General features: G+C 57.9%; 18 protein-coding genes. 10 read left to right on the top strand and 8 right to left on the bottom strand.

All coding sequences use genetic code 11. The annotated features are described in order from the left end of the window. Window positions 1-21 precede the first annotated feature (21 nt). Window positions 22-1,149, bottom strand: a complete 1,128-nt coding sequence (locus tag PRI8871_RS06070) for a polysaccharide biosynthesis/export family protein (RefSeq protein ID WP_108885871.1) — start codon at window positions 1,147-1,149, stop codon at window positions 22-24. A gap of 118 nt (window positions 1,150-1,267) precedes the next feature. On the opposite strand from PRI8871_RS06070, the gene PRI8871_RS06065 reads away from it, so the two are divergent. Together PRI8871_RS06065 and PRI8871_RS06060 are read left to right on the top strand one after the other, a co-directional pair. Next, entirely contained in the window at window positions 1,268-2,080 is an 813-nt protein-coding gene (locus PRI8871_RS06065; protein WP_181389392.1) for an NAD-dependent epimerase/dehydratase family protein, read from the top strand. A gap of 1 nt (window position 2,081) precedes the next feature. Then, complete coding sequence (locus PRI8871_RS06060) at window positions 2,082-2,708, top strand: sugar transferase (RefSeq protein WP_108885308.1); 627 nt, start codon at window positions 2,082-2,084, stop codon at window positions 2,706-2,708. On the opposite strand, the gene PRI8871_RS06055 is transcribed toward PRI8871_RS06060, so the two are convergent. After that, entirely contained in the window at window positions 2,690-3,373 is a 684-nt protein-coding gene (locus PRI8871_RS06055; RefSeq protein WP_108885307.1) for a YjbF family lipoprotein, read from the bottom strand. The two genes, PRI8871_RS06060 and PRI8871_RS06055, sit on opposite strands and share 19 nt — an antisense overlap. After that, window positions 3,370-5,391, bottom strand: coding sequence for a YjbH domain-containing protein (locus tag PRI8871_RS06050; protein WP_281258615.1), 2,022 nt, complete (start codon window positions 5,389-5,391; stop codon window positions 3,370-3,372). The genes PRI8871_RS06055 and PRI8871_RS06050 overlap by 4 nt, the downstream gene beginning before the upstream one ends. Window positions 5,392-5,679: 288 nt before the next feature. On the opposite strand from PRI8871_RS06050, the gene PRI8871_RS06045 reads away from it, so the two are divergent. The 5 genes from PRI8871_RS06045 to PRI8871_RS06025 all read left to right on the top strand — a co-directional run bounded on the left by PRI8871_RS06045 (window position 5,680) and on the right by PRI8871_RS06025 (window position 11,490). Further along, window positions 5,680-6,507 (top strand): flagellar motor protein MotB, encoded by an 828-nt coding sequence (locus PRI8871_RS06045; protein WP_108885305.1) that lies wholly within the window; start codon window positions 5,680-5,682, stop codon window positions 6,505-6,507. Between the two features lie 91 nt (window positions 6,508-6,598). Then, on the top strand, window positions 6,599-7,900 hold the full coding sequence (locus tag PRI8871_RS06040) for a flagellar hook protein FlgE (protein WP_181389391.1): 1,302 nt from the start codon (window positions 6,599-6,601) through the stop codon (window positions 7,898-7,900). A 24-nt stretch (window positions 7,901-7,924) separates the two neighbouring features. After that, window positions 7,925-9,373, top strand: coding sequence for a flagellar hook-associated protein FlgK (flgK, locus tag PRI8871_RS06035; protein WP_108885304.1), 1,449 nt, complete (start codon window positions 7,925-7,927; stop codon window positions 9,371-9,373). Window positions 9,374-9,433: 60 nt separating this feature from the next. Continuing rightward, complete coding sequence (locus PRI8871_RS06030; protein WP_181389390.1) at window positions 9,434-10,387, top strand: flagellin; 954 nt, start codon at window positions 9,434-9,436, stop codon at window positions 10,385-10,387. A gap of 5 nt (window positions 10,388-10,392) precedes the next feature. Beyond that, window positions 10,393-11,490, top strand: a complete 1,098-nt coding sequence (locus PRI8871_RS06025; RefSeq protein ID WP_245897784.1) for a flagellar basal body P-ring protein FlgI — start codon at window positions 10,393-10,395, stop codon at window positions 11,488-11,490. Window positions 11,491-11,493: 3 nt separating this feature from the next. Here PRI8871_RS06025 and polA read toward each other — a convergent pair whose 3' ends face one another. Both polA and PRI8871_RS06015 read right to left on the bottom strand, forming a co-directional pair. Beyond that, on the bottom strand, window positions 11,494-14,292 hold the full coding sequence (gene polA / locus PRI8871_RS06020) for a DNA polymerase I (RefSeq protein WP_108885302.1): 2,799 nt from the start codon (window positions 14,290-14,292) through the stop codon (window positions 11,494-11,496). A 94-nt stretch (window positions 14,293-14,386) separates the two neighbouring features. Next, complete coding sequence (locus PRI8871_RS06015; protein WP_108885301.1) at window positions 14,387-14,566, bottom strand: zinc-finger domain-containing protein; 180 nt, start codon at window positions 14,564-14,566, stop codon at window positions 14,387-14,389. A 74-nt stretch (window positions 14,567-14,640) separates the two neighbouring features. Between PRI8871_RS06015 and PRI8871_RS06010 the strand changes: the two genes are divergently transcribed. Beyond that, window positions 14,641-15,576, top strand: a complete 936-nt coding sequence (locus tag PRI8871_RS06010; protein WP_108885300.1) for an ABC transporter ATP-binding protein — start codon at window positions 14,641-14,643, stop codon at window positions 15,574-15,576. A 67-nt stretch (window positions 15,577-15,643) separates the two neighbouring features. Then, the gene (locus PRI8871_RS06005; RefSeq protein ID WP_181389389.1) at window positions 15,644-16,135 is read left to right on the top strand and encodes a YqhA family protein; all 492 of its coding nucleotides are present in this window, start codon (window positions 15,644-15,646) and stop codon (window positions 16,133-16,135) included. Window positions 16,136-16,172: 37 nt separating this feature from the next. Here the strand turns inward: PRI8871_RS06005 and PRI8871_RS06000 are convergent, their stop codons facing one another. Together PRI8871_RS06000 and PRI8871_RS05995 are read right to left on the bottom strand one after the other, a co-directional pair. Beyond that, entirely contained in the window at window positions 16,173-16,541 is a 369-nt protein-coding gene (locus PRI8871_RS06000) for a histidine triad nucleotide-binding protein (RefSeq protein ID WP_108885299.1), read from the bottom strand. Window positions 16,542-16,553: 12 nt separating this feature from the next. Next, window positions 16,554-18,131, bottom strand: coding sequence for a DUF5928 domain-containing protein (locus PRI8871_RS05995; protein WP_108885298.1), 1,578 nt, complete (start codon window positions 18,129-18,131; stop codon window positions 16,554-16,556). A 123-nt stretch (window positions 18,132-18,254) separates the two neighbouring features. Between PRI8871_RS05995 and PRI8871_RS05990 the strand changes: the two genes are divergently transcribed. Next, window positions 18,255-19,073, top strand: a complete 819-nt coding sequence (locus PRI8871_RS05990) for a sulfotransferase family protein (RefSeq protein WP_108885297.1) — start codon at window positions 18,255-18,257, stop codon at window positions 19,071-19,073. Here the strand turns inward: PRI8871_RS05990 and PRI8871_RS05985 are convergent. Next, on the bottom strand, window positions 19,070-19,666 hold the full coding sequence (locus PRI8871_RS05985) for a TetR/AcrR family transcriptional regulator (protein WP_146188658.1): 597 nt from the start codon (window positions 19,664-19,666) through the stop codon (window positions 19,070-19,072). The two genes, PRI8871_RS05990 and PRI8871_RS05985, sit on opposite strands and share 4 nt — an antisense overlap. Window positions 19,667-19,680: the final 14 nt, after the last annotated feature.

The raw sequence follows: 19,680 nt of genomic DNA, 5'->3' as shown, positions 1-19,680 counted from the left end.
CCTTTTTCATGTCTGATGCAATCAGTTGGCTAGGTTCTGAACCTGCGCCGACACGCCAATCGCGCTTCCGATCAGGCGGAAGATGGTCTGCGCCTTGGTCACCGGTGATTCCGTCGCCAGAACCGTATCGCCCGGATTGATGTGGAATTTCCGCGCGGCAAACAGCCCGTCCGCCGTCGTCAGATCCAGCGTGAACACGACCTGCGTCATATTCGGGCCTTTCAGGTCGCCGCGCAGTTGCTTGCTGCTGTATTCACGAAGGATCAGAACGCCTTTTGGATCGGCACGGAAATCCGAAAGCCCGCCCATAAGCGACAGCGATTCCAGAGCGGTCAGGTGCGTTTTCGGGAAGTAGATCAGGTTTTCGATGCCGGATGCGCCAAGCGCGGTAAAGCTGCGCTCATCCTCTTCGACAACGACCTTGTCGCCGCCGCGCAGCGTGGTGTTCTTGGTCGCGCTGGCCAACAGATCGCTGGCCGCGATTTCATAGGTTTTATCGCCCCGGATCAGCCGAACTTGCGGATTGCGCAGGCTATTCGAAATCCCGCCGCCTTGGGAAATCAGGCTAAGGATCGAATAATTGCGGTTCGGAAGCGGATAGGTGCCGGGCTTGTTCACGCCGCTGACCAGATCAACCGAATTGATGATGCCGGGTTGGGCGGACAGTTGCACCTGAGCCGACGGAACCACCGGCTGCAACTTTTCCTGAATGGTTTGACGCGCGGTGCTGGCCGTCAGACCGCGGATATGGACCTCATCGACATAGGGTACAAAGATTGTCCCTTGATCCGAGACGATAAGCCCCTTCATGTCGATGACCTTCTGATTGCTTTGCGTCAGAAGCGAATTTTCCTGACTGTCCCAGATCACCAGATCGACCATGTCGCCCGATTGGATAATCGGCGTCGATGCACCGGCCTTGCGGTTCAGCCAGCCACGCTGCCCTGCCCATCCCGTCAGGGGCCAGTCGTTCAGATGCGGAACAGTCGCGCGGGTGACAGCGACCACTTGGAAGGTCGGCAGATCTTTGTCTGCTTCTTTCAGGATTTCGGATTGAAGCGCCGCGCCTCGCGGCAAGCTACAGGCAGACACCAGTAGCACCACTGCAAGGAAACCGAGAATACGGCGAAATGCGAAATCAAAAGACATCGTCGTGTTCACTGCGGACCTCAAGATATAGTCACCCCTTCGATGTCATGTCACAATGGGTGCGCGTGGGGCAAGTCCAATTGTCTCTGGAATGGCACTTATCGCGGAAGTGAGGCAGATGGATCGAATTCTGGTGACCGGCACCACGGGCAATGTTGGAACCATGGTATTGCCCGCCTTGCGGGAAATTGCGGCCACGGTTGCCGTGACGTCGATCGGGCGTGATGCCGGGGTCTGTGATGTCTTGTGGTCGCCGGGCGATCCTGTCCCGCAGGGGCTACGGGCCGATTGCGTGATTGCGCTTTGGGGGGTCACGCCGGGGCCTGATAAGGATTTGATGGATAACGTAAAATTGGCGGCCTCTGCCCAAAGCTTGGCGCAGCAGGTCAGCGCAACGCGCGTGCTTCATTGTTCCAGCGCGGCGGTTTACCGACCGTCTACCGACCCGGCGACTGAGGCAACGCCCGTTGATCCCCAGAACGACTATGGCCGCGCCAAGGTCGCGATGGAGGAGGCGGTTGCCAAAATGCCCGGACATCACTGTTGTTTGCGGATCGGCAACGTTGCCGGGGCCGATAGCCTGTTTGCCGCCATCAAGCGCGGCGCGTCTTTGACTTTGGATCAATTTGAGAACGGACACGGACCCGAACGCAGTTATATCGCCCCCACCGATCTGGCACGGGTTCTTGCGCATTTGGCAACAATGCCAGCTGCTCTGCCGCCGGTGCTGAACGTAGCCGCGCCCAAGGCCACGGCGATGCAGGCGATTGCCGATGCTGCGGGCCGGACCGTGCATTGGCGCCCTGCCCCCAATGGCGCAAATCAGATCGTTGGATTTGACACCACGCTCTTGCAAAGCATCTGCCCTTTGCCCGAAAACAGTACCGATGCGGATTGGCTGGTTCAGGACTGGCGCAAGCGGGAAATTTAAGATGACACCTTTGAAACGGGCCTTCGACTTGGCCAGCGCTGTGTTTCTGACAGCGGTTCTTTGGCCCCTGATCGTGGGCGTGGCCCTTGCAATTCTGATCCGCGATGGTCGCCCGATCTTGTACCTGTCGGAACGGATGAAGACCCCGGATCAGGGCTTTACCCTGTGGAAGTTCCGCACCATGACGACGGATCGCAACGACAGCGGCGTGTCTGGCGGCGATAAGGTCAGCCGCATCACCGACACAGGCCGGTTTTTGCGCCGTTATCGGCTGGATGAAATGCCCCAGCTTTGGAACGTGTTTCGCGGCGACATCAGCTTTGTCGGGCCGCGCCCGCCATTGCGTCACTACGTCGAAAAGTTCCCCGAGATTTACGGCCCCGTTCTGCAAAGCCGCCCCGGCCTGACCGGCCTTGCCACGCTGGCCTTTCACCGGACCGAAGAACGGCTTTTGGCCGAATGCCAAACGGCGGAAGAAACCGAAGAGGTTTACTGCCGCCGCTGTGTGCCGCGCAAAGCGCAACTGGATTTGATTTATGCCCGCCGCCGCACGGTGTGCAGCGACTTCAAGCTGATGGTTGCAACGGTGTTCCGCCGCATCTCACTTCATCACAGACGCAAAGCCTGAGAGCTGGCGTAGCCTGCCAAATTGCCGATCCACTGACGTGCGCCCAGAATTTGGCCATTTGCACCAACCAGATAGCGGTTTTGCAGGTCTGGGCCATCACCTTTGCAATCGGCGGTCATCAAGGTGGCGGTCGTGTTCACCATTCCGGCGATAACCGGCATTTTGGACCCGCGCGTCACGCGGCATTGGTAGGTGTAGGCGTAGGTGATGTCTTCACCGTTCAGGAACCGAATGGTGTAGGGCGCGACGCCGGATTGTTTGGACCCAACCAGATCGCTCAGCTTCGCGGCATCCGATGACATCAGATCATCGCCAAGACCACGGGTTGAGGTGATCATCCCGTTCAGAAACGTTATTGTCTGACGTTCTGACGTGGCGAAGGTGGAATAGGCGCCGTTCTTGGCGATCTCCAGCAACAAAGCCTGGGCTTTGCGGTTCTCGATCTCGACCAAAAACACCGGCTGCGTGGTGGCGCCAAGGGCCTGCGCAATGGCCTGCGGGGGGATGACCGTCGGCTGTTTGGCCGCGCGTTTGCCTTTAAAGGCCGCTGTGGCGGTTGCACGGAACAGCTTCATCCCGGCCACGTCTTCGCTATTGCCGCACCCGGCCAGAAGCGCAGCACAGACAACGGACATCAGCCCGATTTTCTTGAAGGACCGGATCATCGCCAGAACTTACCCCACTGCTTGTCCAACTCGGGCTGGTGATAGTCGCGCACTTGTTCGTAAAGGCGGTCATTGACGCTCAGACGTGCGCCGCCGTCGCGTGTAAGCGACTGAATCTGTACGGTATTGCGTTGACGTGATGCGGTGCCAAGCACCCATTGCATCGGAATGGCAATGCGAATGCCTTTGTCGAACGACCCTTCGCCAAAATCCTCGAACGAGGCATCGGTGAAGGTGGCATAGGCGCCAACGCGCCAGCCATTGGCAAATTCACGGTCAAGCGACAGGGTCGCGCCGACATCACCGGCCAGATATTGGCCAACATCCACTTGCCCGTGGAACCCATTGCCAAAGGCATAATAGGCCGAGGCATGGCCGGTGAAGGTTTCATAGTTGCGGAAGCCGAACATCTGATCGAAATCGCGTTGCTTGACGTAGTTCAGCTCGACCCCAAGGGCCAGCGGGCTGTTGACGCGCTTCCACAGAAGTTCGGTCGACACGCCGCCATACATCTCTTCGAGGTAGCCAACGGTAAAGCGGCTATAGAGGTTCGGACCGGGGCGCCCATAGGCCGACATGGTCAGACGTTCGATCGCCGGATCGCCTTGGATCGAATACTTGGCGTAATCCGTCCGCACGCGGGGCAGGTTGGATTTGTCGTTTCGGTTGCTTTTGTCCAGGTTGCCGCCGACCTTCTTGGTGATCGAACCGGACAGGCGCAGATTTGGGGCCACCCAGAAATCCGCCTTCAACCGCGCCCCGAAATCGGCACGCACCGGGCTGTTGGGGTCAAAAACGCTCAGCTTTGTGTAAGGGGCGAGGGACCAAGTGAATTTCGGATAGATGCCCTTTTCCACCGGCGGCGCCAGTTTGAACGCGTCGCGTACCACCGTCTTTTGCAAGATCGCCTTGGCCTCAACATGTTCGAGGCGCTCGATATCGGTCCGCTGAAGCTCAACCCCGGACATGGCGCTGCCATTCACCGTCGGAACGATGACAAAGGTTTCAACCGAGGCAGGCATCGCACGGGTCATCGCGCGGGCGGTCCGGCCAATCGCTTCGGCCTCATTGCCATAGCGCGGGTTGCGGATGCGGACGACGGCGCGCTGCGCCTTCAGGTCCAGCCCTTCCAGTACCAAGCCTTCATTCGCCAAACCGGCCTTCAACGCTTGGAAGGTGGCATCACGCTTGCCAGCCTCTTGCGTCCAGCCCAGATCCTTGGCCGCGCCAACCGGGCGCACCAGAACCGGAACCGGCGCTTTTTCCAGCCCGCCGGGGATCTTGGCCGAGCGCAGATCGGTCGCGAACGTCACCTGAGCGCCGAATTGGTTGCCATAGGCGTGGTACAGCGACAGCTGCGTGCCGCTTTTGAACGTGTAGTCCAGACCAAAGTTCCAAGGGCTGGTGCCGTTGAACTGCGCGTCTTTGCGTTCGGTCGTGTAGTTGTCCGACGAATATTCCGCCTTGACGGTCATCCGGTCATTCACGGCCCAAGACACACCACCAAAGGGCGCGAAATCGCCGCGGAACCATCGGTCATAGGTGGGGATGCCGCCCTGACCCAACAGCTCAGCCGTGCGTGTGCCGGTCTTGCCAATCGCCCCATGGCTGCCAAGCCGGCCCCAACCAACGCCACCTGTCACGGTGATCCCTTTGGCAAAGGACTTGGTCGCAACGACGTATTCGCCGCCATAAAGGCCGGTTCCGATGAAATCCTGAAGGCCAATCGTCACCGCCGGGCGCGATGCGGTTTCTGTCAGCAGGTTATAGCGCAGGTCAAAACTACGGTCATAGTAGACGCCTTTGACGCTGGCGGGGCTGGTATAGTTGGACAGCCCGCTATAGCGGAACGCACCGGACAGGCGCGGGGTGATCTGAAACCCGATGGTCGTGCGCTGGGCGTCGCCCACCTTTGAGATCGTGGTCGTCAGGGTGGCGTCCGGGCTTTCGTTCGCCGTCGGCATATCCACAAGTCCGGGTGAACCATAGAGGTTATAGCTGACCCGGCCCTCCGGCATCGCCGGAGACGCAAGAGCCAGAACAAGCGCAATGCCGCTGACCGAGGATCTTTTAAGTACTTTCCCAGAACGGAAAAAATCTAACATCTGCCCAGTTCCCTTTGAGGGATTTTCTTATCTGCTACGCGAACAGGCGCCTTCTGTCTATATTTGGGAAACATTGCCACAAATAGTTTTCCACAGTGTTGCCGATTTCTGATCAGCAATTAACCGGACATTTTGAATTGTTAAGGCCCCATAAACGCTTGGCGGCGCAGGTTTGCCTCGGGTGGCAGAAAGGGGTGAACTATGACAGCGGGCAGCAATGTGCCGCCGATAATCATCAAGCGTAAGAAGGTCGTTGCCGGTGGCGGGCACCATGGCGGCGCGTGGAAAGTGGCCTATGCCGACTTTGTCACCGCGATGATGGCTTTCTTCATGTTGATGTGGCTTCTGAACGCAACAACCGAAAAGCAACGCAAAGGGATAGCTGATTACTTCAGTCCGACGATTGCCGTATCGCGGATGTCGGGCGGCGGGGATGGCAGCCTTGGCGGGCATTCGGTTTTTTCCGAAAACACTTTGCCGCGTGTCGGAACCGGCGCTTCCAGTTTGCGACCTTCTGTTGAAGACAAGGCACGGGGTGTCGACGCTCAGACAGCGGGAGAAGGAGAAGAGGAGTTTAAAACAGTAGAAGAGGCACTGATGGGGCGGGGCGGTGATGCGCTGTTGGAAGACAACCAATTGCGCCACGTTCAAACTCGGCTAACCGACGAAGGGCTGATCATTGAGTTTTTTGACGCCCCCGGCTCGCCCTTGTTCACCGACCAAGACAAGCCGACAGATCTGATGCGCGGCCTGTTGCGCGCCATTGGCCGCGTGGCGGACGGGTTGATAAACAAGGTTGCTGTCGAAACGCATGTCAGCGCGGAACCGGTTGTTCTGACCAGAAACACGGTTTGGGCATCTTCTGCGCGGCGGGCTGAAATCGTGCGTGAACAGCTTCGCATATCGGGCTTGGATGAAGATCGGATCGTCCGCACAACCGCGCATGCCGACAAGGAACTTGCCAACTACAACCCTATGTCCGTTCGCAACAACCGTGTTGAGATCGTCTTTCTGAGGGAGGGGTACTGAGCCGATTTGCGAAAATTTGAATCGTTAGGGCGGCATTAATTGAGCGTGCGTAACTGTGGTCAAAGATTTGAACCATCAGAAAGGCGTGTTCATGACAATTTCTTCGTCGCTTAACGCAGGTGTGGCCGGACTTGCATCAAATGCCAGCCGGCTCGCCGCTATTTCAGACAACATCGCGAATTCGGCCACGCATGGCTACAAACGGGTCGAAACTGATTTTCAGTCGATGGTCATGTCCTCGCGCGGCGGCAACTATGCGGCTGGCGGCGTTCGGGTCGAAACCCAGCGCCTGATCGATCAGGGCGGTTCGCTGGTGGCGACATCCAATGCGACCGATCTTGCCGTGCGCGGGCGCGGGTTTCTGCCTGTGGCCAAGGCAACGGATGTCGAAGGCGGTAATGGTGCCAGCCAGATGTTCCTGACGACCACCGGATCGTTCCGCACCGATGCCAGCGGGTATCTACGAACGCAAAGCGGCCTGATGTTGCTGGGCTGGCCTGCTTTGGCGGATGGCACCGTGCCGACCTATCCGCGCGATACGGTTGATGGGCTGGAACCCGTGCAAATCAACGTCAACCAATTTTCGGGCGAACCGACGACCCGGATGACATTGGGCGTGAACCTGCCCGCGACAGAAACATACGCTGGTAGCACCGGTGACCCGTTGGAACTGTCGGTCGAATATTATGACAACCTGGGCCGGTCAGAGAACGTTAAAATCACCTACACCCCCACCGTTCCCGACAACGGTACCTCAAACGAATGGAACATGGTGCTGGAAGATACGGCGCGTCCTGGTGAAATCATCGGTGAATATGTTCTGAGCTTTGATGCCTCGCGCACCTCTGGCGGGACTTTGGCCAATGTCTCAACCACCTCGGGTGGGACATATGATCCGGCCACCGGATCACTGATTGTCGAAGTCGCGGGCGGCCCGATTGAGATTAATATCGGAAAACCCGGCGAAAGCAGCGGCTTGACCCAGCTTTCAGACAGTTTCGCGCCGCTGAACATCTCCAAAGATGGCTCGCCCGTGGGGAATATGACCTCGGTCGAGGTGGATGAGGCGGGCGTTGTCTATGCCTTCTTTGACACCGGCATCACACGCCCCATCTATCAGGTGCCGTTGGTGGATCTGCCCAATCCAAACGGCATGGTCGCCTTGGATAAGCAAACCTACATGCCCTCCCCCGAAAGCGGCAGTTATTTCCTTTGGAACGCAGGTGATGGCCCAACCGGTGACATTGTCGCCTTCGCGCTTGAAGAAAGCGCAACAGACGTGGCCAGTGAACTCACCGACATGATCCAGACGCAGCGAGCCTATTCGTCGAACGCCAAAGTCATCCAGACCGTGGATGAAATGCTGCAGGAAACGACGAACATCAAACGATAACCCTAAACAGATCGGAGGGCCGACATGACTTTGTCAGGTGCCATCAACAATGCCGTCGGAGGGTTGACCGCCAACACCCGTTCCGCGGCGATCGTGTCGTCGAATATCGCCAACGCATTGACCGAATCCTACGCGAGGCGAGAATTGGTCGTGTCCTCCGATGCAACATCCACGCATGGGGGCGTGCGCGTGAACGGCGTCTTGCGCCACGTTGACCCCGTTATTCAGGCGCAACGCCGCATTGCCGATGGTCAATCCGGTCAAGCGGGCGATTTACAAACCTTCCACACCGAGATGGAGCGGATCTTTGGCCAGATCACCGATGAAACGTCTTTGTCCGGGCGGCTCACTCAATTTGAAACGTCCTTGATCACCGCCGCCGCCGATCCGTCATCAAACCAGCGGTTGACCAACGTGGCCCAAGCGGCAACTGCGCTATCGGACAAGCTGAACGCCGTAGCCAAACGCGTTCAGGATGTCCGCAGCGAGGCTGAATTTACCATCGCCAACCTGACCGATCAGTTGAACGACAATCTAAAGGTGGTTGAGGATCTGAACAAACGGGTCTCAGCCGCGCTGCACACCGGCCAAGATGCCTCTGCGCTTCTTGACCAGCGTCAACAGGCGGTTGACCGCATTTCCGAATTGGTGCCCATTCGCCTGCTTCCCCGCGACCGCGATACGGTGGCGATTGTCACCACCGGCGGCGCAATCTTGCTGGACGGAAACGCGGCGGAATTCAGCTTCACCCGTGCCAATGAAATCACTGCGCAGATGACCGCAAAAGATGGCGCGCTGTCGCCCCTGTCAATGAATGGACGGCCCGTTAATATGGGCGGCTCCGGACCCTTCGCAGGCGGGCGGTTGGCGGCGCAATTTGAAATTCGCGACCAGCTGGCACCAGCCACCCAGACCCGGCTCGATGCCCTTGCGTTGGATCTTGCTGCGGCTTTCGGCCCCGGCGGCGTGGATACAACAGTTCCACCTGGACAGGCAGGCCTGTTTACCGACCTTGGCAGCGAAGCCGTTGCAGCAAATGAAACCGGTCTTGCCGAACGATTGCGCCTGAATGTCGCCGTCGCGCCGAACGAAGGGCAACCGTGGCGCCTGCGTGCGGGGCTTTTCGCGGCATCCCCCGGTGCAGCGGGCGATGGCGCATTGTTAACCGCCATGCGGGATCGTCTGAATACGGCGACAAGCCCGGCCTCTGAGAACTTGCCGCAGATATCTCAAACTCTGTTCGTCCGATTTGCGGAGGCGATGACCGAAGTCGCCGATGCGCGTGTCGATTCAGATCGATCTCTGGCGTCGATCAATGCGCAACGGACCGCCCTGAAAGAGTTGGAATTCGCAGGCGGCGTCGATAGCGACGCCGAGTTAGAGCGGCTGATGATGATCGAACAGAACTACGCCGCCAATGCGCAGGTCATTTCTGTCGCCAACGATCTGATCCAACGACTTCTAAGTATTTGAGGGTAGCCGATGTTGACCATAGGAGACTTGGCACAATCGCTTGTGTCCCGCGCAAACCAAATGCGCCTGAAAACCCAGATGAACGACCTGTCGCAACAGGTGACCACCGGCCTGCAAACAGATCTGGCATCACATTTTTCTGGCAACCTCATGACCATCGCCTCAATCGAAGCCACGTTGAATCGGGCGGAGGCGTTTAAAATTGCCAATACCGAAACCAAGGCGATGGCGGATTCTACGCAGGCGGTTTTGGAAACCGCGCAAACCTTGACGGACAATCTGACAACAGATTTCCTGAACGCGGATCTGTCGACGGCCCGGTCTGCACGCAATGCAATTGCCGCAACGGCGGAACAGACATTTTCTGCTTTGGTGTCACAGCTGAACACCCAAGTTGGGGGGCGTTCGCTATTTGCAGGGGTGGCAACGGACATGTCGGCGCTGGCCGATCCGAATGCCATTGTTCAGGCGGTCAAATCCGAATTGTCCGGCGCGACGACTTTGTCTGATGTTCAGCAGCGCCTGGCCGATTGGTTCAACGCGCCGGGCGGCGGGTTTGCAACCTTTGCCTACAAAGGGGCCGACCAGTCACGCAGCCCCTCGGCGTTAAGCGACACGGAATCGGTTCAACTAGACCTACGCGCGGATCATGTTGTGTTCCGAAACATCCTGCAGGCGACCGTCATGGGCCAACTGGCGGGCGATCCGGATATTGCCGCAACGGATGAGTTACAATCCGCCATGCTTTCAGCGGCGGGCAATCAGCTTTTGTCGGTCCAGACCCGGCTGGTTGAGCTGCGGGCCGAACTGGGCGCAAGCCAGGAACGGATTGAAAACGCGATGGCCCGAAACGCGACCGAGGTATCAGCGCTTCAAATGACACGAAATGCCCTAATCGGGGCCGATCCATACGAAGCTGCGGGAAAGCTGAACGCGGTGCAGTTCCAACTTGAAAGCCTATATGCAATCACGGCCCGGAATTCGCGCCTGTCGTTGGTGGAGTACTTGCGGTGACGGTGTTGCGCTGGATTTTACCGCTGTTTGTCGCGTTATGGGCCTCGATCGGAAATGCGCAGACTGTTCGGATCAAGGACTTGGTCGAGTTCGATGGGGTCCGCGCCAACGATCTGGTCGGCTATGGCCTGGTCGTCGGTTTAAACGGGACTGGCGATGGGTTGCGGAACGCGCCCTTCACCGAAGAAATCATGTCCAACATTCTTGAGCGGTTGGGTGTGAATGTAACGGGCGAACAATTTCGGCCCAAGAATGTTGCGGCCGTTCTGGTGACTGCGGAATTGCATGCCTTTTCGCGGTCAGGCAGCAAAGTTGACGTTACGGTGTCTGCAATCGGCGACGCCAAGAGCCTTCTGGGCGGCACGCTGATTATGACGCCGCTTAATGCTGCGGATGGTCAAATCTATGCGGTCGCGCAGGGAACGGTGATTGCAGGCGGCGCCGAAGCCGAAGGCGACGCCGCCCGCATTGTAAAGGGCGTGCCGACGTCTGGCGTTATTCCTGCAGGTGCGCGGGTCGAACGGGAAGTTGAGTTTGACTTCACCCAAATGACCCGCATACGCCTTGCGCTGCGCGAGCCGGATTTTACCACGGCAAACCGGATCGAACGCGCGATCAATCAGACCTTTGGCCGCCGCGCGGCGCTGATGACGGATGCGGGCACCGTTGCCCTTGATCTGGGCAAAACGGGTCTGGCTAGTCCGGCGCATGCCATTGTGCGGATTGAAAACATCGCCGTCCAACCGCAGCAAAGGGCGCGGGTCGTCGTCGATCAAAGGTCTGGCACAATCGTCATGGGCGAGGATGTACGCATTTCGCGCGTGGCGGTGTCGCAGGGCAACCTGACCCTCCGAATTGAAGAGGCGCCGCAAGCCGTTCAACCGAACCCGTTCTCGGATGGTGAAACCGTTGTCGTTCCGCGAACCAATGCTGACCTGACCGAAGACCCTGGCATTTCTTTAGCCGAAGTCCCGGAAGGTACGTCCTTGTCCGAAGTCGTCGCAGGGCTGAACGCGCTGGGCGTGCGCCCACGCGACATGATCGACATTCTGAAAAGCATAAAGGCCGCTGGGGCGCTTCATGCGGAATTCGTGGTCAGATGATTGTTAATGCGCTGCTGCCCAATTATCCCCTGCGCCCGCGTCAACAACCAGTGGCACATCCAGGTGCACAACCGGATGGGCTGCGCCCTCCATGACATCCTTGGCGACGGAAATCAGGTCGTCCACGGCCTCGTCCGACACTTCGAACAACAATTCGTCATGTACCTGAAGCAACATTTTGGCGGGCAATTTGGCAATTGCGTCCGGCATGCGGATCATCGCGCGGCGGATGATATCGGCGGCGGTGCCTTGGATCGGCGCGTTGATCGCGGCGCGGCGTGCGAAACCGGCGCGAGGGCCTTTGGCGGCGATTTCGGGCGTGTGGATCACGCGGCCAAACAGGGTTTCCACGCGCTGGTTGTCTTTGGCAAAGGCAATCGTGTCGTCCATATAGGTCTTGATGCCGGGGAAGCGTTCAAAATAACGGTCGATGAAGGCCTGCGCCTCGGCGCGGGGAATGCGCAGGTTCCTGGCAAGGCCAAAGCCGGAAATGCCATAAATCACACCGAAGTTGATCGCCTTGGCCTGACGGCGAATTTCCGGCGTCATTTGGTCCAGCGGGACATTGAACATTTCACTGGCGGTCATGGCGTGAATGTCTTCGCCATCGCGGAACGCCTGTTTGAGGGAATCAATCCCCGCCACATGCGCCAGAATACGCAATTCAATCTGGGAATAATCGAGTGATACCAGTTTTTTACCGGGTTCTGAGACGAACGCTTCGCGAATGCGGCGGCCTTCTTCGGTGCGTACCGGAATGTTTTGAAGGTTCGGATCGGTCGACGCCAAGCGCCCGGTGTTGGCCCCGGCGATCACATAAGATGTGTGCACACGGCCGGTCTCGGGGTTGATATGTTCTTGAAGCGCGTCTGTATAGGTCGATTTCAACTTACTAAGTTGCCGCCAATCCAAAACGCGGCGCGGCAATTCATGTTCTGTTGCCAGATCTTCCAAGATATCGGCGCCGGTTGCATAGGCGCCTGTCTTGCCCTTCTTGCCGCCCTCAAGGCCCATTTTGTCAAACAGGATTTCGCCCAACTGTTTGGGCGACCCAACATTAAAGGACGCGCCCGCAAGTTCATGAATTTCGGCCTCAAGCCCGGCCATTTTCTGGGCAAAGGCGTTAGACATGCGCGACAGCGTATCGCGATCTACTTTGATTCCCGACATTTCCATCTTGGCCAGCACGGGCACCAAGGGGCGCTCCATGGTTTCGTAAACGCGGGTGACCTTGGCCTGATGCAATTGCGGCTTGAACAGATGCCACAGGCGCAGCGTGACATCGGCATCCTCGGCGGCATACTTCACCGCATCGTCAATCCCGACGCGGTCAAAGGTGATCTGGCTTTTGCCGCTTCCAAGCAGATCTTTGATCGGAATGGTTTGGTGGCCCAGGTATTTTTCGGCCAACAGATCCATGCCATGCCCATGTTCGCCACCATGCAGCGCGTAGGACATCAGCATCGTGTCGTCGATCGGCGCGACCTCGACCCCATAGCGCGACAGCAGCTTGGCGTCGTACTTCATGTTCTGGCCGATTTTGATCACGGACGGATCTTCCAGCAGCGGTTTCAAGCGGTCCAACGCAGCCTGAAGCGGGATTTGCCCCTCGGCCAGCTCGTCCGAGCCGAACAGGTCATCGGCATTCCCGGTTTTATGTGTCAGCGGGATGTAGCATGCCTTGCCCGGCACGATCGCCATGCTGATCCCCACCAGATCGGCCCGCATTTCGTTCAGCCCGGTGGTTTCGGTATCGACAGCGACCCAGCCCGTTTCATGGGCCTGCGCGATCCATGCATCGAGGTCGTCAAGGCTGCGGACACAGTCATAGGCATCCGGGGCGATTGTTGGAAATTCGGGCGCAGCGGCGGGTGTCTCAGCCGCGGGCGCATCGGCAATGACCGGCGCATCAACGTTGAACCGGTCCGAGATCCGCTTGGTCAGGGTGCGGAACTCCATTTCCGCCAGAAAACCCAGCAGGGTTTCCGGCACTGGTTGCCGCGCTTCCAGATCATCCAGCGTAAAATCCAGCGGCGTGTTGCAATCCAGGGCGACCAGCCGCTTCGACAACTCGATCTGGGCGCGATTGTCGATCAGGGTCTGGCGGCGTTTGGGCTGCTTGATTTCCTCGGCGCGTTCCAGCAACGCTTCCAAACTGCCGTATTCGTTGATCAGCAGGGCCGCGGTTTTTACACCAATCCCCGGCGCGCCCGGCACGTTATCGACGGAATCCCCGGCCAGCGATTGCACATCAACCACGCCTTCGGGGTAAACGCCGAATTTTTCAAACACGCCTTCGCGGTCAATGCGTTTGTTCTTCATCGCGTCGAACATTTCGACGCCATTGCCCACCAGTTGCATCAAGTCTTTGTCAGAACTGATGATGGTTACACGCCCGCCCGCATCCCGCGCCTGACAGGACAGGGTCGCGATGATGTCATCAGCCTCATAGCCCTCAAGCTCTTTGCAGGCGATATTGAACGCTTCGGTCGCGCGGCGGGTCAGGGGCATCTGCGGGCGCAGATCTTCAGGCATGGCTTCGCGGTTGGCCTTGTACAGATCGTACATATCGTTGCGAAACGTGTGGCTGCCCTTGTCGAAGATCACCGCAATATGCGTCGGGGCATCGTCGCCGGTTTTGCCCTCAACATAGCGGTCCAGCATGTTGCAAAAGCCGCTGACCGCGCCAATCGGCAGGCCATCGGATTTGCGCGTCAAAGGCGGCAGGGCGTGATAGGCCCGAAAGATAAAGGCCGATCCGTCGATCAGATGCAGATGGCTGTCTTTGCCGAACGTACCCATGGCGCTATTCCTTCCCGTCGCGTGTGCCAACGGTTTGCCATGGGTCGCGCCAATCTTCCAGCGACAGTTTTAGAAGGGCAGGATTTTGCCCGTCTCAGACTTTGCCTTCAAAGTCCTTCTGGATGTATTTCGCATCGCAATAGGGGCATTCCACATAGCCTGTGTCATGCGGGATTTGCAGCCAGACGCGCGGATGGCCAAGGGCCCCCTCACCACCGTCACAGGCAATGCGATAGGCGTCTACGATCTTGGTTTCCGGCGCTTGCGTGGTCATCGCGGCGTTCCCTTTTGGCTTTCGATGCACTACCTGCGTTATGAGCGATCCGACGCAGAGGAGCAAGACACGCGATGACACAGGATGCAATTCGGATCGAAGGGCTGCGCAAAACCTACGCCTCGCAAAAGGGGCAGGGGCCGAAAGAGGCGCTGAAAGGCATTGATCTGACCATTCCGTCGGGGTCTGTCTTTGGTTTGCTGGGGCCGAATGGTGCGGGAAAATCCACGCTGATCAATATTCTGGCCGGTTTGGTGGTGAAAACGGCGGGCAATGTGCAGATCTGGGGCTGGGATCAGGATGACAACCCGCGCCAGTCGCGGGCCGCAATCGGGGTGATGCCGCAAGAGCTGAACCTTGATCCGTTCTTCACGCCCCGCGCCGCGCTTGAGGTGCAGGCGGGCCTGTACGGCGTGCCGAAATCCAAACGCCGCAGCGATGAAATTTTGCGGATGATTGGCCTTGAGGACAAAGCCAACGCCTATGCGCGCACGCTTTCGGGCGGGATGCGGCGGCGGCTGTTGTTGGGCAAGGCGCTGGTCCACAATCCCAACGTTCTGGTTCTGGATGAACCGACGGCGGGGGTTGATATCGAATTGCGTCAAATGCTGTGGAACAATGTTCGCAAGCTGAACCGCGAAGAAGGGATGACGATCATTCTGACGACGCATTACCTCGAAGAGGCCGAGGAAATGTGCGACGAGATCGCGATTATCAACCAAGGTAGCCTTGTTGCACGCGACAGCACGGCCAATCTGCTGGGTCAACTTGATGCGAAAACTATGGTCATTCACCCCGAAGATCCGATTGCAGAACTGCCCAGTGCAGTTGGGCTAAGTGTTGAGGAACGTCAGGGCGGCGCCATCGCGATCACCTACCGGTCCACAAAAACCACGGCAGAGGATGTGTTATCCGCCGTGCGCGACCAAAACATCCGCATTCGTGATGTGCGCACGGAACAGGCGGACCTCGAAGATGTATTCCTGTCGCTGACGCGGTCCTCGGCGTGACGTTTTGGCAGGGCCTCAACCGGGTTTGTGATAGGCATAAAGGCCAGCACATCGAAGGGAGCGCGCAATGAACAAGGTCTTGGGCCTAAGCCGATATCTGATCCTGATCGCCGTGGCAGGGGCGTTTGTGGCGGCCACGCTGTTGCTGGTTTACGGGTTCGCGCAAGCCGTTCATCTGGTTCAGGCAACGCTGGCCGAAGACTATGTCAGCCGAAAAACCGCCAAGGCAATTGCGCTTGAAAGCATTGAAATTATTGACATGTTCCTGATGGGAACGGTGTTCTATATCGTCGCGCTTGGCTTGTATGAGCTGTTTATCGACAGCCGGGTCAAGCTGCCGGCATGGCTGGCCATCAAAACGCTGGACGATCTGAAGACCAAGCTGATCTCGGTAGTAATTGTTGTTCTGGCGGTGCTCTTTTTGGGGAATGTCGTGTCGTGGGATGGCCAATCCGACGTGATGGGCCTCGGTGTCGGGATCGGCGCAGTGATCGCGGCGCTGGCGTGGTTCATGGGCGCAAAGCCCGGTAAACCCGCCCCGAAGGACAAGCAGGACTAAGCGCAGCCGACGATTGCCCGCTGCGCCAAGGGGCGTTTTAGGCCTTTTGCAGCATCCGGCCCAGCGGGCGGCCTGCCAGAATATGCACATGCAGGTGCGGCACTTCTTGAACGCCCGCTTCGCCCGCATTGGCGATCATGCGGAACCCGCCATCGGCCACGCCTTCCATCTTGCACACCTCGCCAATCGTCCGCGTGTAATCGAGGATCTCGGCATCCGTCGCCTCTTGGGCGAAGTGGTCGTAGCAGACGTATTTGCCCTTGGGGATCACCAACACATGGGTCGGGGCCTGCGGATAGATATCGCGGAAGGCCAGGCTGTGATCCGTTTCCAGAACGGTCTGGTTGGGAATTTCGCCGCGCAGGATCTTGGCGAAAATGTTTTCATCGTCATAGGTATAGGCCATGCGGCGCGGTCCTTAGTCTTTGAACAATTCGTCGGTGTTTGCGATCCGGGTGGCCGTGTCTTCGGTCGTCGACAGAAACTCAGCCAGCGCGCGGGCATTCACTTCGAGCCTGTTTGTTTCACGGATCTTATTGAAAGACGAGTACTTCATTTCGCGCAGTTTCTCGCTTTCTTGAGCAAGGTCGTTGCGGATGCTGGGCAGCAAGCGCTGGAAGGTGTCCCGCGGCGTATGCGGGCCCGCCAGCCCCACGCGCTTGGCATGGCCGGTCAGGTAATCGTCGGTAAATTCGGTCTCAATTTCCAGCAGGCGAACGGTTGCCTTGTCGGTACAGAAATCCTCGATCAACTCGGTCGAGGACGGGTCCATACAGATCAGCAAGCGGTCCGATTTGTAGTAGCTGTACATCAGCCGCAGAAGGGCGCGGCGATGGCGGTGCCGTTTCAGCAGGCTGTTTTCGATCCCGCCCAGATCCGGCAGGTTGAGCGTTTCTTCGTTGAACAGATATTCGGCCACGGGAATGGCGGTGTGCGCCCGAACGGCATTGGTAAACCGTTTGCCCACATGCCATTTCTTGGCCACGACAATCAGCAGTTCGCGCGAACGGCCCAGTGTTGCCTCGGTCTCCCAGAAACGCGGGCCAAAGCGGTGCCCGATCCGGCCTTTCTTGGCCAGGAAGTCATACAGCGTGCGGCCTTCGTTCGACATTTCGAAGGTCGTGCCCTTGCTGGAATAAAGAACGCCCAGCCGCCGCTTCAACTCGCGGGCATCGGGGCTGATCTTGCGGGCGAACAGGAAATCCTGGCTCAGCAACATGTCATAATGATCGTTGTAGAAGGTCACCGGCATTCCATAATCGGTGAACATCAAGAACGTCAGCGTGCGCGAATTGATCTCGCTGGCGGGAACAAGGTGACGGACAAGCGTCTGAAAGAATGTCTCATCCGGGATCCAAGTCGTTCGGAAGAACCGGACAATCCGGCGGTTCTTGGCGATGTAGTCCAGGATCGTTTCAATCGTTCGGCGGCGCAGGCACCACCACTGGCTGCCGATCTGGATCTGCATGTCGTCGGGCAGATTTCGTTGCAGCCCCATCCGCTTTTGCAGCGCCATCGAGGCATAGAACAGTTTCTTGTTCTTCCGTTCGTTGAACAGATGGCGGTAGATCAGGCGTTCCTCTTTGATCCCGGTTTTGATCCAGTCCGAAGTGAAGAAATCGAAGCTTTCGATGTAGTCTTGGTCGGCGGCATCGAGGAAGTTATGCGCGTATTCGGCGGACTTGATCGCCATGCAATCGCCGGACATCAGATAGAAATGACTGGCGCGCGGAAAGGACCGGACGGCGGCGTTCAAGGCCTGCAACGTGGCCTCGACCAAAGACCATTCACCCCAGCCGCAGTTCACCCGCCGATCTGCGAAACAAACGCTGGGGTTGTCCTGCAAGGCTTGGGTGATTTTGCGGAAATCATCGTCATTGGCGTTGCCGTCAAAGTGAATCGCAATGTAGTCACCAGCCGCGGTCAGGCGCCTGGCCTGTTTGATGACGGCTTCCGGGTCGCGGTGACACAACAGTATGAAGGCAATTCTTGCCATTACAGAAACGATACGCCCTATTTTTGCCCGATTGTTTTATTTATTTTACCTGCGATCCACCACGGGCTTTTGATACAGGTCTGGATCACGGGTAGCACAACGTCAGAGCAGAGGCAGTAAAAAATGGGTTTCCCCGGCACTTGGATGACAGAAAGCGAAAGCGTCGTGTATCGTGTAGTGCCGAAATGCGCATGTTCGACCATCGGGCAGATCCTGTACTACTCAGACCACGGCGAATTCTTTGACGGCGACATTCATGACGCCCAGTCCGGTCTTCATAAATGGGGCATAGAAAGCAGTCAGGCTTTGATCCAAGCCAATGTCGCCGGTCATAAGTCCTATTCTTTTACCTGCGTCCGCAATCCATACACCCGAATTCTGTCGTCGTTTTTCGATAAAATCTGCGGAATTCAACGCAATGGCCGCCGCTATCGGGGCAATCTGGTGCCGATGCTGGTGCAGAAATACGGGGTGGATGTTGGCGGCGATGGCGGCACGCAAGACTTTGACCAGATCAAAAGCTTCCGCCGGTTTCTGCTGTTTGTCCGTGATACCATTCGCTGGCGCCGCCCGATGGACCCCGACATTCACTGGTCGGCGACGTCGGGCCATGTCAGCACCTTCATCGTGAACGGCGGCCACTATGACAAGATCATGTGGACCGAAAAGTTCAATGACGGCATGGCTGAGGTGCTGTCTAACATCCAGACGCCCCATAAGGTCGATCTGGCGTCTATTCCGCGCTTCAATGAATCCGAGGGTCACGGCCCCAAACGCGCCCACCCGGTCGAGGACTACTTCGACGACCTGTCGATGCACCTGATGTATGAGATCTACAAACGCGATTTTCGTCTGTTTAAGTATGACTTTGAAAACCCAGCCAACAAGTTGCCGATCGGTGAAATCGATCTGGACGAAATTCACGCCAAGCTGGGCGACTAAGGGGCGATCCTCAGATAGCCCTTCACAGCACGTCCGCAGCGCTTGGCTAGGGCGTCGAAATCGGTCTCGCCCGCTTGGGTGGCGGCATCTGCCATGGCTTGGACCATGACCGACAGATCCCGCGCGGCGATCTGCGGATCGGGCACCTCAAACCGCTCTAACTGAGCGATGATCAAGTCATTGATTTGAAACTTGATCTCGCACGACCCGTCCTCTAGCGCCAGACCGCATTCGGCTTGTTCCAGTGCTTCGGCAAGCGCCGGATTGCGTTGATGGTGGCGAAGCGAGGCGTTGATGAACAGATGCGCGACTTCGGCCAAAGTCTGACCTTCGGATTGGCGGTTTGCCTCGGCCAGATCGGCAAGCATTTGCTGGCGCATACGCGCGACCAACTCGGCCAAGATCGCCTCTTTCCCCGGAAAGTACTGATACAAGGTGCCAACCGAAACGCCGGCCCGTTCGGCAATCGTATTTGTGTTGAACGCGGCAAACCCCGCCCCCACCAAAATCTGAGCCGCTGCTTCTAGGATCGCTTCAAAGCTGGCCTTGGATCGCGCCTGAAGCGGTTGTTTTCGCAAAAGAATTTCGGTCATTTCGGCGATATCCC

Source organism: Pseudoprimorskyibacter insulae (assembly GCF_900302505.1).
GTDB classification, from domain to species: domain Bacteria; phylum Pseudomonadota; class Alphaproteobacteria; order Rhodobacterales; family Rhodobacteraceae; genus Pseudoprimorskyibacter; species Pseudoprimorskyibacter insulae.
The sequence above is the reverse complement of the archived record's forward strand: the minus strand, read 5'-3'. Positions and strand labels throughout refer to the sequence as shown.

What these genes read in the sequence shown, in the direction of transcription:
- PRI8871_RS06070 (WP_108885871.1), bottom strand. Translation starts at nt 1,149, where the DNA reads ATGTCTTTTGATTTCGCATTTCGCCGTATTCTCGGTTTCCTTGCAGTG.
- PRI8871_RS06065 (WP_181389392.1), top strand. Translation starts at nt 1,268, where the DNA reads ATGGATCGAATTCTGGTGACCGGCACCACGGGCAATGTTGGAACCATG.
- PRI8871_RS06060 (WP_108885308.1), top strand. Translation starts at nt 2,082, where the DNA reads ATGACACCTTTGAAACGGGCCTTCGACTTGGCCAGCGCTGTGTTTCTG.
- PRI8871_RS06055 (WP_108885307.1), bottom strand. Translation starts at nt 3,373, where the DNA reads ATGATCCGGTCCTTCAAGAAAATCGGGCTGATGTCCGTTGTCTGTGCT.
- PRI8871_RS06050 (WP_281258615.1), bottom strand. Translation starts at nt 5,391, where the DNA reads ATGCCGGAGGGCCGGGTCAGCTATAACCTCTATGGTTCACCCGGACTT.
- PRI8871_RS06045 (WP_108885305.1), top strand. Translation starts at nt 5,680, where the DNA reads ATGACAGCGGGCAGCAATGTGCCGCCGATAATCATCAAGCGTAAGAAG.
- PRI8871_RS06040 (WP_181389391.1), top strand. Translation starts at nt 6,599, where the DNA reads ATGACAATTTCTTCGTCGCTTAACGCAGGTGTGGCCGGACTTGCATCA.
- flgK (WP_108885304.1), top strand. Translation starts at nt 7,925, where the DNA reads ATGACTTTGTCAGGTGCCATCAACAATGCCGTCGGAGGGTTGACCGCC.
- PRI8871_RS06030 (WP_181389390.1), top strand. Translation starts at nt 9,434, where the DNA reads ATGCGCCTGAAAACCCAGATGAACGACCTGTCGCAACAGGTGACCACC.
- polA (WP_108885302.1), bottom strand. Translation starts at nt 14,292, where the DNA reads ATGGGTACGTTCGGCAAAGACAGCCATCTGCATCTGATCGACGGATCG.
- PRI8871_RS06015 (WP_108885301.1), bottom strand. Translation starts at nt 14,566, where the DNA reads ATGACCACGCAAGCGCCGGAAACCAAGATCGTAGACGCCTATCGCATT.
- PRI8871_RS06010 (WP_108885300.1), top strand. Translation starts at nt 14,641, where the DNA reads ATGACACAGGATGCAATTCGGATCGAAGGGCTGCGCAAAACCTACGCC.
- PRI8871_RS06005 (WP_181389389.1), top strand. Translation starts at nt 15,644, where the DNA reads ATGAACAAGGTCTTGGGCCTAAGCCGATATCTGATCCTGATCGCCGTG.
- PRI8871_RS06000 (WP_108885299.1), bottom strand. Translation starts at nt 16,541, where the DNA reads ATGGCCTATACCTATGACGATGAAAACATTTTCGCCAAGATCCTGCGC.
- PRI8871_RS05995 (WP_108885298.1), bottom strand. Translation starts at nt 18,131, where the DNA reads ATGGCAAGAATTGCCTTCATACTGTTGTGTCACCGCGACCCGGAAGCC.
- PRI8871_RS05990 (WP_108885297.1), top strand. Translation starts at nt 18,255, where the DNA reads ATGGGTTTCCCCGGCACTTGGATGACAGAAAGCGAAAGCGTCGTGTAT.
- PRI8871_RS05985 (WP_146188658.1), bottom strand. Translation starts at nt 19,666, where the DNA reads ATGACCGAAATTCTTTTGCGAAAACAACCGCTTCAGGCGCGATCCAAG.